Below are 13,753 nucleotides of genomic sequence, written 5' to 3' on the forward strand. Positions count from 1 at the left end.
ACCACCAACCACACCAGCTTCTTTCGCGAATCGCATCATTTCGACCATTTCCTCGAACATGCCTGGCCCGCGCTCGACCAGCGGCTGGCGGCGCGCGGCAAGGTGCGGATCTGGTCGGCGGCCTGTTCGAGCGGCGAGGAACCCTATTCGCTGCTGATGGCGATGTTCGGCAAGGATCGCGGCAACGGCCAGCGCCTCGCGCGCACCGACCTGCGCGTGCTCGCCACCGATCTGTCGACCGAGATCCTCGCCGCGGCGCGGGCCGGACGCTACACGCTGGACACCGCATCGGGCATTCCGATGTCGCTACGCCAGACCTGGGTGAAGCGCGACGGCGACATGGCGGAGGTGCATCCGCTGCTGCGCGAGCGCTGCGCCTTCCGCAAATTGAACCTGCTCGAAGCCTGGCCGATCCGCGGCCTGTTCGACGCGATCTTCTGCCGCAACGTCATGATCTATTTCGACGAGGCGACCAAGGAGCGGTTGCAGACGCGGCTCGCGGACCAGCTGGTGCCGGGCGGCTTCCTGTATATCGGCCATTCCGAGCGGCTGTCCGCCTCGGTCGCACCGCGCTTCACCTGCGTCGGGCGCACCACCTTCCAGAAGGTGGCGGCATGAGCGCCGGTCGGCCGGTGCGCGCCCTGGTCGTCGACGATTCGGCGACGATGCGCGCGATCGTCGCGCACAGCCTGTCGCAGGATGCCGACATCGAGGTCGTCGGCACCGCGGACGGCCCGCATTCCGCGCGCGAGATGATCAAGAGCCTCAACCCCGACGTCATCACGCTCGATATCGAGATGCCGGGGATGAACGGCCTCGAATTCCTCGACAAGATCATGCGGTTGCGGCCGATGCCGGTGGTCATGCTGTCGACGCTGACCGGCCGCGGGGCAGAGGCGACGATCCGCGCGCTGGAGCTGGGCGCGTTCGACTGTTTCGAAAAGCCGACGCAGGCGGTGCGCAACGGGCTGGGCGAGGAACTCGCCACCCTGGTCAAGGCCGCCGCGAAGAGCCGGGTGCGGCCGCGCCATGTCGCATCGCCCGCGGCGCAGCCGGCGACCTATACGCCGCGCGCCGATGCGATGATCGCGATCGGCGCGTCGACCGGCGGGGTCGAGACGCTGATCGAGCTGCTGCGCGGCTTTCCGGCCAACTGCCCGCCGACCGTGATCGTCCAGCACATGCCCGAAACCTATGTGCCGACCTTCGCCGCGCGGCTCGACCGCCTGTCCGCACCGACGGTCAGCGTCGCACGGACCGGCGCGCCGCTGGAGCCCGGGCAGGTCTATGTCGCGCCGGGCGGCTCGCATCATCTCGAGATCGGCGGCGGCACGCTCCGCCGCTGCCGGCTGGTCGCGGACGAGAAGATGAGCGGTCACCGCCCCTCGGTCGACCGCCTGTTCCTGTCGGTGGCGCGCTGGGCCGGTGCCTCCGCGGTCGGCGCGATCCTGACCGGCATGGGGGCCGACGGCGCGATCGGGCTGAAAACGATGAAAGAGAGGGGAGCGATGACGATCGGCCAGGATGAGGAAAGCTGCGTGGTCTATGGCATGCCCGCCGCCGCCAAGCAGATGGGCGCGGTGACGGTGCAGCTGCCGCTGTCGCGCGTCGCCGCCCGGCTGCTGTCGGAGTGCCGCGCATGAGCGCGCTGCCGCGACCGAGCGACGGGCTGACCCGCATCACCATCATGCAGGGCGAGACCCGGATCTCCGACGATCCGTCGGTGATCCTGACGACGGTGCTCGGCAGCTGCATCTCGGCCTGCCTGTACGATCCGCTGGTCAAGGTCGGCGGGCTCAACCACTTCCTGCTCGCCGAGCCGGGCAGCGGCGACACCGACATCCAGTCGCTCCAGCGCTACGGCGTCTATGCGATGGAGGTGCTCATCAACGCGATGATGGCGATGGGCGCGACGCGGTCCAACCTGAAGGCGCGGATTTATGGCGGCGCCAGCCTGCGCGACGGCTTCCGCGACATCGGCGCGACCAACGCGCTGTTCGCGCGCCGTTTCCTGCGCGACGAACGGATCGCGCTGGTCGGCGAGGACGTCGGCGGCGCCGCCGCGCGCCGCGTCGAGTTCCGCCCGACGCTGGGCCTCGCCCGCTGTCGCGTCGCCGATACCCGCCCGGTCGAACAGGCGCGGCTGCGGGTCGCCCCGCCGCCGCCGCCCGCCTCGCTCGGCGATGTGGAGTTCTTCTGATGACCTTTCCCCTATCCAACGAAGGAAAACCCGTGCCGAGCACGATCATGACCGTCGACGATTCCCCCAGCATGCGGATGCTGCTGAAGGCCGCGCTGACCGACCTCGGCTACAAGGTGCTGGAGGCCGAGGACGGCATCGAGGCGCTGGAGCGGCTCGGCGGGGTGGAGCCCGACCTGCTCATCACCGATATCAACATGCCGCGCCTCGACGGGTTCGGCCTGATCGAGAAGGTGCGCGAACAGGACCGGCACCGCAATCTGCCGATCCTGGTGTTGACCACCGAGAGCTCCGACGAGAAGAAGCAGCGCGCGCGCTCGGCGGGCGCGACCGGCTGGATCGTCAAGCCCTTCCACCCCGACAAGCTGGCCGCGGCGATCCGCCGCGTCCTGCACTGATCGTCCTTCCAGGAGCACAACCCATGTCCCGTCAGCTCATCACCTTCCAGATCGGCGAACAGGTCCTCGGCGTCGATATTATGGCGATCCGCGAGATCCGCGCCTGGTCGCCGGCCACCCCGCTGCCCAACGTGCCGCCGCACGTCCGCGGCGTCGTCAACCTGCGCGGCGTCGTGCTGCCGGTGCTCGACCTCAGCCACCGGCTCGGCTGGGGGATGACCGATCCCTCGTCGCGCCACGTCATCATCGTCGTGCGGATCGGCGATCAGCTGCAGGGCCTGATCGTCGATGCGGTCAACGACATCGTCACCATCCCGACGGACGGCATGCAGCCGCTGCCCGATATCGGCGAAACCCCGGCGGCGCATTTCCTCGAAGGGCTCGCCACGATCGACGAGCGACTGATCCTGGTCCTCGCGCTGGATCGCCTCGCCGACACCTCGATCACCCTCGCGGATGCCGCCTGAGCCTCCCCGTCATCATTCCAAGGAAAGTTTAGGTCATGGCTGCCCCGGTCAAGGTTCTCGTCGTCGATGATTCGCTCACCATGCGCGCGTTGCTGTCGGGTGCGCTCGAACGCATTCCCGGCGTCACCGTCGTCGGATCGGCCAATGGCGCCGACGAGGCGCGCGCGATGCGCGAACAGCTCTGCCCCGACGTCATGACGCTCGACGTCGAGATGCCGGGGATCAGCGGCCTCGAATATCTCGCCGAGATGATGGAAAAGCGGCCGATGCCGGTCATCATGTTCTCCACCCGCACCGATGCGGGGGCGGAGGCGTCGATCGAGGCCCTGCGGCTCGGCGCGATCGACTGTTTCCCCAAGCCAAAGGTCGCGGTCGCGGCCGAATTCGACAAGATCCTGAGCAAGCTCGGCAAGCGCATCAAGGCTGCCAAGGGCGCGCCGGTGAAGAGTTCGGGCGGCACCAAGGCCGCCGTGGCCGCCCCGCCGCTCGACTGGAACGGCCGCATCCTCGCGATCGGCGGCGAGGCGGCGGCGACGCAGGCGATGTTCGACCTGTTCGGCAGCTTCCCGGCGAACTGCCCGCCGACCGTCGTCGTCCAGCATCTCGGCCAGGGGCTCGCCGGCACGATGATCGACGCGCTCGGCGCCGCGATCGCGCCGCGCATCGTCCTCGCCGAGGACGGCATGGCGGTGGAACAGGGGACGATCTATCTCGCGCCGCCGGGCGACCATCACGTCGTCGTTGACGCCTGGCCGAACGGCACGCTCCGCATGCTGCCGCGCGATCCGGTCGCGGGCGAGCGGCCGTCGATCTCGATCCTGTTCGCCTCGATCGCCAAGGCGGCGGGCGCGGAGGCGATCGGCCTGCTGCTAGGGGCTGACGGCGAGGACGGCGATGCGGGCGTGCGCGCGTTGCAGGCCGGCGGCAGCTATTGCATCGTTCCGGCCGAGGTCCGCTCGGAGGGCTTCGTGCTGTCGCGACGGATCGCGGCGCAGGCGGTGCCCGCGGACCAGCTGGCGCGCAGCATCCTCAAGCTGGTCAGCAAGTGATCCAGCGCGCCATCGACGCCGTCGGCGCGGAACCGGTCGGCTGGGCGATCGGGCCGGAGCGTGCGCTGGCCCATGCGCTGGCGGACGAGCTGGTCGCGCTCACCTCGGCGCTTGCCGACCTCGCCTATGATCTCGCCGGCAATCCGGACACGCTGCGCCATCATATGCACAGCCTGCAAAGCGTCGACCGGATCACGCAGACGCAGCTGGCGATCGCCGACCTGCTGCGCTCGCCCGCACCGGTCGGCGACGCGCTGCAGGCGGTGACGCTGGAGGAACTGGGCAGCAGCGTGCGCGCGGCGGTCGACCGCTATCGGCAGGACGGCATCACCGACGGCTGATGCCTCGCCCCCGCGGCGTCGGCGTCGGCGTCAGCGGTCGAGCAGGTCGGCGAGCGCGGTGAGGCTGTCGGCCGACCAGTCCCAGTCCTGCGCCGCATCCGCATCGGGCGCACGGCGGCCGCCATATTCCTGCGGCCGGTCGATATAGGCGGTCTTCAGCCCGCAGGCGCGCGCCGCGGCGAGGTCGCTGTGGTGCGCGGCGACGAGGCAGATGTCGGCGGGCGCCAGTCCCAGCACCTCGGCGGTGCCGGTATAGGCGCGCGGATCGGGCTTGTAGACGCCGGTCACCTCCGCCCCCAGCAGCGCGTCCCACGGCAGGCCGCCATGGCGGGCGAGCGCCAGCATCAGCGCGATATTGCCGTTCGACAGCGTGACGATCGGCCGCCGCCGCCTGAGCCGTGTCAGCCCCTCGACCGCATCCGGCCATGGTGCCAGCCTGCGCCAGGCGAAGGTCCAGTCCTGCAACAGCGCCGCATCGAGCCCGGCGGGATCGACCGCATGGGCGCGCAGCGTATCGTCCAGCATCTCGCGATGCAGCGTATCGAGGATGGCGAATGCGCGGCCGGAGGCGGAATAGCGCGCCATCACCGCGATATAGGCGAAACGCCAGGCGTCGGTGAACGCCGCCGCATCCACGTCGTCGCGACCGATCCGGCGGAGGAACCGTGCGGATTCGGCGATGACGCTCGTCCGCCAGTCGACCACCGTGCCGAACACGTCGAACGCCAGCACCCTGGGCAGGGCGGGCGCAGGGGCGGCAGGGGCGGCGGCGCGGCCGGGTTCGGGCGTCATCGTGCCGCCCCCGCCAGCGTGTCGAGCAGCGTCCGCACGCCCGCATCGGCGCCCGGCCCCGCGCGCAGCGACGCACGCTCGCGCGACACGATCGCCCCGCTTTCCGCATCGACCAGCGCCAGCGTCAGCCGCCGCCCGGTCTCGCGGTCGACCGTCTCCAGCGGCGGCGCGCCGGCACCGCTCGCGTCCCAGCGATCGCCCCATTCGCGCAAGGCGACGCTGACCTGCCACAGGTCCTGCCCCTTGGCGGTCAGCCGGTATTCGTCGCGCGGCGGCCGTTCCTGATAGCGGACGCGATCGACGATGCCGACCGCGACCAGATGCTTCAGCCGTGCCGCCAGCGTCGCCGCCGGGATGCCGGTGCTGGCGCGCAGATCCTCGTAGCGGGCAAGGCCGAGGGAGAGGTCGCGGATCAGCAGCAGCGTCCAGCGATCGCCGACCATCTCGAGCGCGCCCGCCACCGAACAGCACATGCCGGCAAAGGATTTCGGCTTCATCGACCATTCCCATCTTGTAACTTCAATTATTGAAGTATATTGGACCACCACGATTTGCAAGCGCTGCGACGCGCCCGAACACCCCGAATACGACGCCGAACCCGCTGAAGCACAAGGGAAGACCCGCATGACCGACACGCATCTGACCGCACCGACCCGCTTCGTCACCGTCGACGGCGACCAGCTCGCCTACCGCCGCTGGGGCAATGCCGCCGCGGGCCAGCCGCCATTGTTCTTCCTGCAGCATTTCCGCGGCGGCCTCGACCATTGGGACCCGCTGATGACCGACGGCCTCGCCGCCGGGCGCGAGGTGATCCTGTTCAACGGTCGCGGCGTCGCCTCGTCCACCGGCACGCCGCGCACCCGGATCGAGGCGATGGCGGACGACGCGGCCGCCGCGATCCGCGCGCTCGGGCTGAGCAAGGTCGACGTGCTCGGCTTCTCCCTCGGCGGCTTCCAGGCGCAGGACCTGACGCGCCGGCATCCCGATCTCGTGCGCAAGCTGATGCTGCTCGGCACCGGCCCGCGCGGCGGCAATCCCGATTCCGAACCCGGCGTGCTCGAGGCGGCGCCGCGTCCCGTGCCGACGCTCGACGACTTCCTGTACCTGTTCTTCGGCCGCTCCGAGGCGGCGCGCGAGGCGGGCCGGGCGTTCTGGGCGCGCCGTCACGTCCGCGTCGACCAGGATCCGCCCAGCTCGCCGCAGGTCATCCAGGCGCAGATCGAGGCGAACATGTATTATCTGCCCAAGCTGGATGCCGCCGATCCCTTCGCACACCTGCGCACGATCACGCAGCCGACCTTCATCCTCAACGGCAATGTCGATGTGATGATCCCGACGATCAACTCCTTCTCGATGGCGCAGAATATCCCGAACGCGCAGCTCTTCATCTATCCCGACGCAGGGCACGGCGCGCAGTTCCAATATCCCGAACGCTTCCTGCGGCACGCGATCCAGTTCCTCGACGAATGACGCCGCCACCCGTCACGACACCGGCCCGATGAGGACATTACGACCATGTTGAAATTCACCTTCCTGCTCTGGATGATGGAAAAGCTGATAAAGCGGACCATCCGTACCAAACCCGCCGCGGCGGCCTATGTCCGCGGCAAGACGCTGACCTTCCAGATCCGCACGGCGGACGGGACGGGCCGCCACTATACGATCGCGAACGGCACGATCAGTTCGGCCGCGGGCCTCGCCGACGCGCCGGTCTTCACGCTCGCCTTCACTTCCCCCGCCGACGGCTTCCGCATCCTGACCGCCAAGGACAGCAAGGGCGCGTTCCTGCAGGGCCTGCACGAGCGCAAGCTGGTGCTGTCGGGCGATTTCGTCGCGATCATGTGGTTCCAGGGGCTGACCGACTTCCTCTGATCCCGCGCGGCGCCGGCGGACGACGGCAGGCGGACGCGATCGCGCGGCACGGCATCGGCCCCCACCGTCACCCGGCCGCGGGGGCGCTCCCGATCCGCTCCGGCACCGTCAGGTTCAGCACCACCGCGATCAGCGCCGCGGGCAGCACCCCCGACGTCAGCACGATGCGCAGCGTCTGCGGCAGGTGCTGGACCGCCGCGGGCTCCAGCTCCAGCCCGATGCCGATCGACAGCGCGATGCCGAAGATCAGCATCGTCCGCTGATCCCGGTGATCGCGATCAGGCCGATATTCTGGCTGAACGAGGTGTTGGGCATCGCGCCGAACACCGCGGCCAGCGCGGTGCCGACGCCGTCGGCGCTGGTCGCGCCGATCGATTCGATCGCGGAGATGAAGCCCATCGGGCAGAATCCGAGGATCGCGGACGCCGACACCGCGAACCCGAAATGGAAGGGCGATGGCACCATGATCCATCCCGCGCCCGCGACCGGCGCCAGCGACACCCGCCCCATCGCCACCGCCGCGGTCGTCCAGATACCTCGCCCGAAGAAGCTGAGCGCCAGCGTCACCACCACCACGATCCCCGCGAGCAGCCAACTCGATCCCGATCCATACGCCGCAGTCCCCTGCGCCGGCACGCCGCCCGCGGCATATTGCATTCCCATCCCCATCAACGACACCCCGATCATCAGCACGACCAGCCCCGTCACCATCGGCGGCAAGGCGACGCGGATGCGGCCGACGAACACGCTCAGCCCGGCGTGGAACAGGCCGCCGACCAGCGCCGCGATGGTCAGCGTCGCCATCGCCGCCACCCCCTGCCCGGCGACGATCGGGATCATCACCGGCAGGAAGGCGAAGCTCGTCCCCTGCACGATCGGCAGCCGCGCGCCGACCGGGCCGATGCCGACAGTTTGGATTAGCGTCGCGATCCCGGCGAACAGCATCGCCATCTGGATCATGTAGATCATCTCGCGCGGGTCGGCCGATCCGTAGCCGAGGCCCGCCGCCCCGGCGACGATGATCGCCGGCGTCAGGTTGCTGACGAACATCGCCAGCACGTGCTGGATGCCGAGCGGGATCGCGACCGCCAGCCCGGGAAAATGATCGGGATCGCGCGCCTGTTGGGGCGTCATGATCGCACCGCCCCTTGCGGGGGACTGCAGGGTGTGCAGGTCCGGCGTGGCGATCGTCATCCCGTCTCCTTCGTGGCTTCGCATCGTCACGCCAGCGCCATCAGCCGCGCCAGCGACGCGTCGGCGGCGCGCAGTACATCCCGCCGCGCGACCCGCACCAGCTCGCCGTCGCGCACCACTGCGCGGCCGTCGACGAACACGTCGCGCGCGCCGGCCGGCGGGCAGAGAATCAGCGCTGCGACCCTGTCCCACGCGCCGGTCGCGGTAATGTCGGTCATGTCCCAGATCGCGGTATCGGCGCGGGTGCCGGGCGCCAGCATCCCGCAATCGGGCCGCCCCAGCACCGCCGCGCCGCCGCGCGTCGCCATGAACAGCGCCTCGCGCGGATCGAATGCCGCCGGTCCACCGGTCGCGCGCTGCAGCAGCATCGTCTGCCGCGCCTCGGTCAGCCCGCTGGCACCGTCGTTCGACGCCGACCCGTCCACCCCCAACCCGACGCGCACGCCGCGATCGACCATCGCGCGCAGCGGTGCGATCCCCGATCCCAGCCGGCAGTTCGATCCCGGACAATGCGCCACCCCGGTGCCGGTGCGCGCGAACAGGTCGATCTCGCGCGCGTCCAGCCGGACGCAATGCGCATGCCACACGTCCTCGCCCAGCCAGCCGAGCTGCTCGGCATAGCCGGGGCGGCATCCGAACCGCGCCAGCGAAAAGGCGACGTCGTCGGCATCCTCGGCCAGATGCGTGTGCAGCATCACCTCCTTGTCACGCGCCAGCGCCGCGACGTCGCGCATCAGCCCTTGGCTGACCGAGAAGGGCGAACAGGCCGCAACCCCGACGCGCAGCATCGCGCCGTCGCGGAGGTCGTGATAGGTATCGATGACGCGGATCGTATCGTTGAGAATCGCGCGCTCGTCCTCGACCAGCGCGTCGGGGGGCAGTCCGCCCAGGCTCTCCCCCACGCTCATCGCACCGCGCGTCGGGTGGAAGCGCAGCCCGACCGCCTGCGCCGCAGCGATCGATTCGTCCAGTGTCACGCCGTCGGGAAAACAGATAGAGGTGATCCGAACTCAGCGTGCAGCCGGCCAGCGCCAGCTCCGCCGGCCCCAGCTGTGTCGCGGCGAACACGTCCTCCGGCCGGTACCGGCCCCAGATCGGGTAGAGGCATTTGAGCCAGTCGAACAGGGACGCATTGATCGCGCCGGGTAATGCGCGGGTCAGCGACTGGAACAGATGGTGGTGGGTGTTGCCCAGCCCCGGCGTCACGACGCAGCCACGCGCCTCGACGATCTCGCCCGCCCCATCCGCCAGCATCGCCAGTTCGGCACTGGTGCCGACCGCGACGATCGCGCTATCGCGGAACGCGACCGCACCGTCGGCGATCTCCCGCCGGGCGTCGTCCATGCACACGACCCGGTCCGCGTGGAGGACGAGGATCAGGCCCCTGTTCATCGCCGACGGGCGTTCATAATCGACGGCGGTTCATCGGCGCGACGGTGTCATCGCGGAATGGTCGTCGCGTACCGGTCCCATTGACCGGCCAATTCGTCGACGACGCGCGATCCGACCGCGTACAGGCTCTCCACCGCCGCGTTGAGGCCCGAATAGCCCTCGTTCTCGCGCAACAGATAGGCGGCGGCGGTCACCCCCGGCGGCGGCATAGTGAAATTGCTGCCGGCGCGCAACACCATCACCCGGTCCTTGTCGACCCGCCCGATCCGGTCGAGATAGGTGATCGCCTGATACGTCCCCGTCTCCTCCATCGCCGAGGTGACGAATGTCCCCTTGCCCGCCGTCCAGTAGCGTACCCAGTCGTTCGCCCAGCCGTTCATCTTCGCGCCGTGCCAGAAGGTCATCGCCGCGACATGGTCGCCCTTCAGCACGAACGGCGCGCGCCGCGCCATCGGGTGGTCGGTGTAGCGCGCACGCTCCGCGCGGATCGCGGAGTCGTCGGGCAGCGCGATGTTGCGGGTCAGGCCATAGGCCCAGTCACGCAAGGCGCCGTTCAGTTCGAACACCTCGCCCTGCGACGGCGGGGCGGGACGCGGATCGTTGGGGCCGTTGCGACCCCGGGCGAAATAGCCGGAGGTCCAGTCCGCGGGGATCTCGCGCGCGTCGATCTCGTGCGCCAGATCGCCGTCGACCAGATAGCGCGACCACGCCGCGGAGCCGATCGAGGCATCCTCCGGATCGATCCCGGCGATCCCGGCGACCAGCCAATAGGCGCGGCGCAGGTCGAACCGCTGGTCGAGCCCCAGCGCCATCGTCGCGGTCGCCGACTTGGCGGTCCCCACCCCGGTGACGACGCCCAGCACCTGCGTCTTCGGATTGTAGAACAGGTCGTGGTGCGATTGCGGGAAGGGGATGCGCTGGGTCAGGCCGGCGCGCGTCTTCCAAAGCTGGAACTCGCCGGCCACGTCACCCTCGTCCTTGCCGATCTCGAACATCGTCACGATCACCACGCGCACCGGCAACGCCCGCGCGCACGCCCCACCCGGGACGCACGCGGCGGTCGCACCTTTCGCGGCGGCGGGCGCCGCGATCGTCGCAAGGGCCAGCATCAGGCTGGCTGCCAGGATACGCATCATCTCGTTATCACCTGTTCGTCAGAACTTGTAGACGACCGCCCCCTGGAAGCTGCGCGGCCGTTCCGGCAGGACGATCGTGCTACCGAACAGCTCGGTGAAGTTCGCGCGGAAGTACTTTTCGTTGGTCGCATTCTTCACGGTCAGGCGGAACAGCCAGTCGCCGGTGCCATAAGAGGCGCCGAGGTCGAACAGCGTGTACGCCGGCAGCTTTACGACCCGCGACTGGCCCGAGAACACCGAGTCGACGTGGACGACGCTGCCGCTCAGCGCGATGCCGTTGTCGAACGCATAGGTCGCGGTGGCGGAATAGAGGTTGGTCGGGATGCCCTGTCGCCGCGATGCCTCGCGGTCGGGGATCGGCACCAGCCCGCCGACCTGGCCGCCCAGCGTCAGCGTCGGGTTGACCACGTTCACCAGATCCTCGATCCCGAAGAAGCTGAACGTCGATCCCGCATCGAGGAAGGTCAGGTTATAGACCTTGGCACGGGTATAGGCGCTGGTGACGAGCAGATGCTTGTCCACCGACCAGCGCATCTCCGCCTCGACGCCCTTGGTCTGCACCGACTGGTTGACGGTCGACGACTGGATGTTCCGGTCGGTCCGCTCCTGCTGGTACACCGACACCGCGCCATACAGGCGGCCGCCGAGCCAGCTGCCCTTGACGCCGCCTTCGTACAGCTTCGACGCGGTCAGGAACAGGCCGCCATTGGCCGTCGCCGGGTCGATCTCCGACCCCTGCCCCGCGATCACCGTCGTCTGCCGCGCGATCGTCGCATAGGGGATGATCCCGAACGGCAGCTTGTACGAGACGCTGCCGTTGTACGACCATCCGCCCTTCGACCCCGATCCGGTCGGCACGACGTTGTTGGTGACGCGCAGCTTGCTGAGCACGTTGGTCGACGTCACGTCGACCGTATCGTACCGGACGCCCAGGATCACATCGAGGCCGAACGCGAAGTCGAGGTCGGTCAGCGCGGCGAAGCCGTAATCGGTGTAATGGCCCTTCAGATAGTTTGAATAATTGCTGTCGCTTTCGGTCGACAGCAGCCGGTCGGACAGCGGCGTATAGCCGACGGTCAGGTCGACTCGGTGGAAATACTCGAAGTTGAAATCGTCGCCATGCTTGAAATCGGTGTAACGGATCGACGGCGACAGCTGGACCGAAAAATTGCCAACCTGGTTTTTGAACGTCTTCGACACCACGACCTTGTCTTCGATGACATAGGAATTGTGGAATTGCGAGAAGCCGTAGCTGTTGTTGTTGTCGTTATCGATGCCGTCGTAGAAAAGCTGGTTCTTGACCTCCAGATCGTTGCCGCCATCGTAGATGATGTCGAAATAGCCGGTATAGGCCTTGTTGCGCAGGAAATCGTTGGTGCCGGTCAGCACGTTCTTGCGGCTCAGCTTCGTGGTGCCGGTGTTCTGCAACGCCAGATGGGGGTAGGTCGAATTGAGGCAGGCGTCGGTGAACGACGACGCCAGCGCGCTGCCGCCGCCACAGCCGAAGGTCCCGAACGGGCTAAAATTGCCCGCCGCGAGGAATTCCGCCGGGGCTAGCTGGCCGTCGCCGTTGGTGTCGAGCGGCTTGGCGCTGCCGGTGATATAGGTGCCGTTGTCGACCAGATCCTGGGTCAGTCGGTTCCAGCCGCCGTTCTGCTGGCCGTCGTATTTCTGGTACATGCCGCCGAACTCGACGCGCAGCTGCTCGGTGATCTGGTTGTCGAACGCGCCCTGCAGGACGACGTTGCGGGTCGACATGTTGCGGTAATAGCTGCCGGAATCTTCGACTTCGGCATAAAGGCTATAGCCGAATTCGGTGCCGCCGACGCGCAGCGGTCCGCGCAGCTGCGCCTTCAGCACGTTATAGTCCCAGCTGCCGCCGGTGTAGCTGACCTCGCCCTCGGCATGGTCGAGCAGCGCGCCGCCCGACACCCGCGCCGATTTGGGCACGAAGTTCATATAGCCGCCGGTCTTCGACGGGCCGTAGATCGGCGAGGACGGGCCGCGGACGATGTCGATCCGGTCCGACGCGCCGATCGGGGTCGGGTAGTTGCCCGGATTGTCCAGGCGGCGAACGCCGCGGAAATAGACCTCGCCCGGCGTGCCGCGGATGTCGAGCGCGCCGCCGACGCCGAAGAAGGAGTTGGTAAAGGTGCCCGGCGCCTGCGCGACGAGGTCGTAGATGTCGGTGACGCCGAACCGCTCGATCTGCTCGCTGCTGATCGTCGAGGCGGAACGCGGGGTCTCGACCAGGGTCTTGGCGAAGCCGAAGACCGATCCGACATCCTTGTTCGGCAGCGCGTCGAGCGTACCGGTGACGACGATGTCCTGGTCCTGCGGGTCCTCCGCCACGGCCGCGGCGGCCGCCGTCGTCGTCGCGGCGGTCTGCGCCCAGGCGGTGCCGGTCATCGCGGTACAGCACAGCAGCGCCGCCGCGATCCCGGCGATCGGCCGGTGCAGTCCCGCCCGTCGTGTCGTCGCCAGCCCTGCGAGGTTATTCCTTGCCATCGTCCCTTGCCCCCTTGTGACGCTTCGCGCCGCCCGCAACCCCGTGGACCGGGCGCATCGGGCATGCGGCGTTGCGATATATGAATGTCGTGCATGCGAGAATCTAAGCAGAACCACCCGGAAACGACCCACCGAATCAGTCTATGCGATGCATGGACGTGCTTCGCATCGCGCCGATGTCACGGATATATTTATGCGCGCAGGTATAGGATCGGCCGATGACCGGTTCAGGTCCACCCGTTCCATCGTCTGTTCGGCTTCTGTTGGCCGGCGACGCGGTTCGTTATTTTCACGAACCCGCGCACTATCACTCCCCCCCGGGTGATAACATATGGACTAAGGACCCGACGTGATGCAATCAAACGCAATGATTCCGACACGCCGTTGCGAAAATTAGAGAGGGT

At 68.3% G+C, this 13,753-nt stretch carries 16 protein-coding genes; 9 read left to right on the forward strand and 7 right to left on the reverse strand.

All coding sequences use genetic code 11. From position 1 onward, the window contains the following. From AC1RTO_RS17935 to AC1RTO_RS17965, 7 genes are all read left to right on the forward strand, one after another. The coding region (locus tag AC1RTO_RS17935; RefSeq protein WP_493162171.1) for a CheR family methyltransferase at positions 1-618 on the forward strand (618 nt) is incomplete at its 5' end. Next, positions 615-1,643, forward strand: a complete 1,029-nt coding sequence (locus tag AC1RTO_RS17940; protein ID WP_493162172.1) for a protein-glutamate methylesterase/protein-glutamine glutaminase — start codon at positions 615-617, stop codon at positions 1,641-1,643. The genes AC1RTO_RS17935 and AC1RTO_RS17940, both read left to right, overlap by 4 nt. Beyond that, positions 1,640-2,200 carry a chemotaxis protein CheD gene (locus AC1RTO_RS17945; protein WP_493162173.1) on the forward strand — a complete coding sequence of 187 codons (561 nt, stop codon included), beginning with the start codon at positions 1,640-1,642 and terminating at the stop codon, positions 2,198-2,200. The genes AC1RTO_RS17940 and AC1RTO_RS17945 overlap by 4 nt, the downstream gene beginning before the upstream one ends. Then, on the forward strand, positions 2,200-2,598 hold the full coding sequence (locus AC1RTO_RS17950) for a response regulator (protein ID WP_493162174.1): 399 nt from the start codon (positions 2,200-2,202) through the stop codon (positions 2,596-2,598). Before AC1RTO_RS17945 ends, AC1RTO_RS17950 begins: the two co-directional genes overlap by 1 nt. 23 nt (positions 2,599-2,621) lie before the next feature. Then, on the forward strand, positions 2,622-3,065 hold the full coding sequence (locus tag AC1RTO_RS17955; RefSeq protein ID WP_293875107.1) for a chemotaxis protein CheW: 444 nt from the start codon (positions 2,622-2,624) through the stop codon (positions 3,063-3,065). Between the two features lie 35 nt (positions 3,066-3,100). After that, positions 3,101-4,114: a chemotaxis protein CheB gene (locus AC1RTO_RS17960; protein WP_493162175.1), complete on the forward strand. Its 1,014-nt coding sequence runs from the start codon at positions 3,101-3,103 to the stop codon at positions 4,112-4,114. Beyond that, the gene (locus tag AC1RTO_RS17965; protein ID WP_493162176.1) at positions 4,111-4,455 is read left to right on the forward strand and encodes a hypothetical protein; all 345 of its coding nucleotides are present in this window, start codon (positions 4,111-4,113) and stop codon (positions 4,453-4,455) included. Before AC1RTO_RS17960 ends, AC1RTO_RS17965 begins: the two co-directional genes overlap by 4 nt. A gap of 30 nt (positions 4,456-4,485) precedes the next feature. Here AC1RTO_RS17965 and AC1RTO_RS17970 read toward each other — a convergent pair whose 3' ends face one another. Next, positions 4,486-5,247 carry a haloacid dehalogenase type II gene (locus AC1RTO_RS17970; RefSeq protein WP_493162177.1) on the reverse strand — a complete coding sequence of 254 codons (762 nt, stop codon included), beginning with the start codon at positions 5,245-5,247 and terminating at the stop codon, positions 4,486-4,488. Then, positions 5,244-5,744 carry a winged helix-turn-helix transcriptional regulator gene (locus tag AC1RTO_RS17975; protein WP_493162178.1) on the reverse strand — a complete coding sequence of 167 codons (501 nt, stop codon included), beginning with the start codon at positions 5,742-5,744 and terminating at the stop codon, positions 5,244-5,246. Before AC1RTO_RS17975 ends, AC1RTO_RS17970 begins: the two co-directional genes overlap by 4 nt. Before the next feature lie 127 nt (positions 5,745-5,871). Between AC1RTO_RS17975 and AC1RTO_RS17980 the strand changes: the two genes are divergently transcribed. Together AC1RTO_RS17980 and AC1RTO_RS17985 are read left to right on the forward strand one after the other, a co-directional pair. Next, entirely contained in the window at positions 5,872-6,717 is an 846-nt protein-coding gene (locus AC1RTO_RS17980) for an alpha/beta fold hydrolase (protein WP_493162179.1), read from the forward strand. A gap of 45 nt (positions 6,718-6,762) precedes the next feature. Further along, positions 6,763-7,119: a hypothetical protein gene (locus AC1RTO_RS17985; RefSeq protein ID WP_493162181.1), complete on the forward strand. Its 357-nt coding sequence runs from the start codon at positions 6,763-6,765 to the stop codon at positions 7,117-7,119. A 67-nt stretch (positions 7,120-7,186) separates the two neighbouring features. Here the strand turns inward: AC1RTO_RS17985 and AC1RTO_RS17990 are convergent, their stop codons facing one another. From AC1RTO_RS17990 to AC1RTO_RS18010, 5 genes are all read right to left on the reverse strand, one after another. Next, a complete protein-coding gene (locus AC1RTO_RS17990; protein WP_493162182.1) occupies positions 7,187-7,372 on the reverse strand; it encodes a hypothetical protein in 186 nt (61 codons plus the stop codon). Then, positions 7,366-8,313: a uracil-xanthine permease family protein gene (locus AC1RTO_RS17995; RefSeq protein ID WP_493162183.1), complete on the reverse strand. Its 948-nt coding sequence runs from the start codon at positions 8,311-8,313 to the stop codon at positions 7,366-7,368. Before AC1RTO_RS17995 ends, AC1RTO_RS17990 begins: the two co-directional genes overlap by 7 nt. Before the next feature lie 26 nt (positions 8,314-8,339). Further along, positions 8,340-9,290 (reverse strand): amidohydrolase family protein, encoded by a 951-nt coding sequence (locus tag AC1RTO_RS18000; protein ID WP_493162184.1) that lies wholly within the window; start codon positions 9,288-9,290, stop codon positions 8,340-8,342. Between the two features lie 462 nt (positions 9,291-9,752). Further along, the gene (locus tag AC1RTO_RS18005; protein ID WP_493162185.1) at positions 9,753-10,838 is read right to left on the reverse strand and encodes a purine nucleoside permease; all 1,086 of its coding nucleotides are present in this window, start codon (positions 10,836-10,838) and stop codon (positions 9,753-9,755) included. Between the two features lie 21 nt (positions 10,839-10,859). Next, positions 10,860-13,349 (reverse strand): TonB-dependent siderophore receptor, encoded by a 2,490-nt coding sequence (locus AC1RTO_RS18010; protein WP_493162186.1) that lies wholly within the window; start codon positions 13,347-13,349, stop codon positions 10,860-10,862. Positions 13,350-13,753 lie beyond the last annotated feature (404 nt).

Source organism: Sphingomonas sp. GW821-FHT10F09, from assembly GCF_058809195.1.

What these genes read in the sequence shown, in the direction of transcription:
- AC1RTO_RS17970 (WP_493162177.1), bottom strand. Translation starts at nt 5,247, where the DNA reads ATGACGCCCGAACCCGGCCGCGCCGCCGCCCCTGCCGCCCCTGCGCCC.
- AC1RTO_RS18005 (WP_493162185.1), bottom strand. Translation starts at nt 10,838, where the DNA reads ATGCGTATCCTGGCAGCCAGCCTGATGCTGGCCCTTGCGACGATCGCG.
- AC1RTO_RS17975 (WP_493162178.1), bottom strand. Translation starts at nt 5,744, where the DNA reads ATGAAGCCGAAATCCTTTGCCGGCATGTGCTGTTCGGTGGCGGGCGCG.
- AC1RTO_RS17950 (WP_493162174.1), top strand. Translation starts at nt 2,200, where the DNA reads ATGACCTTTCCCCTATCCAACGAAGGAAAACCCGTGCCGAGCACGATC.
- AC1RTO_RS17955 (WP_293875107.1), top strand. Translation starts at nt 2,622, where the DNA reads ATGTCCCGTCAGCTCATCACCTTCCAGATCGGCGAACAGGTCCTCGGC.
- AC1RTO_RS17990 (WP_493162182.1), bottom strand. Translation starts at nt 7,372, where the DNA reads ATGCTGATCTTCGGCATCGCGCTGTCGATCGGCATCGGGCTGGAGCTG.
- AC1RTO_RS17985 (WP_493162181.1), top strand. Translation starts at nt 6,763, where the DNA reads ATGTTGAAATTCACCTTCCTGCTCTGGATGATGGAAAAGCTGATAAAG.
- AC1RTO_RS17945 (WP_493162173.1), top strand. Translation starts at nt 1,640, where the DNA reads ATGAGCGCGCTGCCGCGACCGAGCGACGGGCTGACCCGCATCACCATC.
- AC1RTO_RS18010 (WP_493162186.1), bottom strand. Translation starts at nt 13,349, where the DNA reads ATGGCAAGGAATAACCTCGCAGGGCTGGCGACGACACGACGGGCGGGA.
- AC1RTO_RS17995 (WP_493162183.1), bottom strand. Translation starts at nt 8,313, where the DNA reads ATGACGATCGCCACGCCGGACCTGCACACCCTGCAGTCCCCCGCAAGG.
- AC1RTO_RS17960 (WP_493162175.1), top strand. Translation starts at nt 3,101, where the DNA reads ATGGCTGCCCCGGTCAAGGTTCTCGTCGTCGATGATTCGCTCACCATG.
- AC1RTO_RS17980 (WP_493162179.1), top strand. Translation starts at nt 5,872, where the DNA reads ATGACCGACACGCATCTGACCGCACCGACCCGCTTCGTCACCGTCGAC.
- AC1RTO_RS17940 (WP_493162172.1), top strand. Translation starts at nt 615, where the DNA reads ATGAGCGCCGGTCGGCCGGTGCGCGCCCTGGTCGTCGACGATTCGGCG.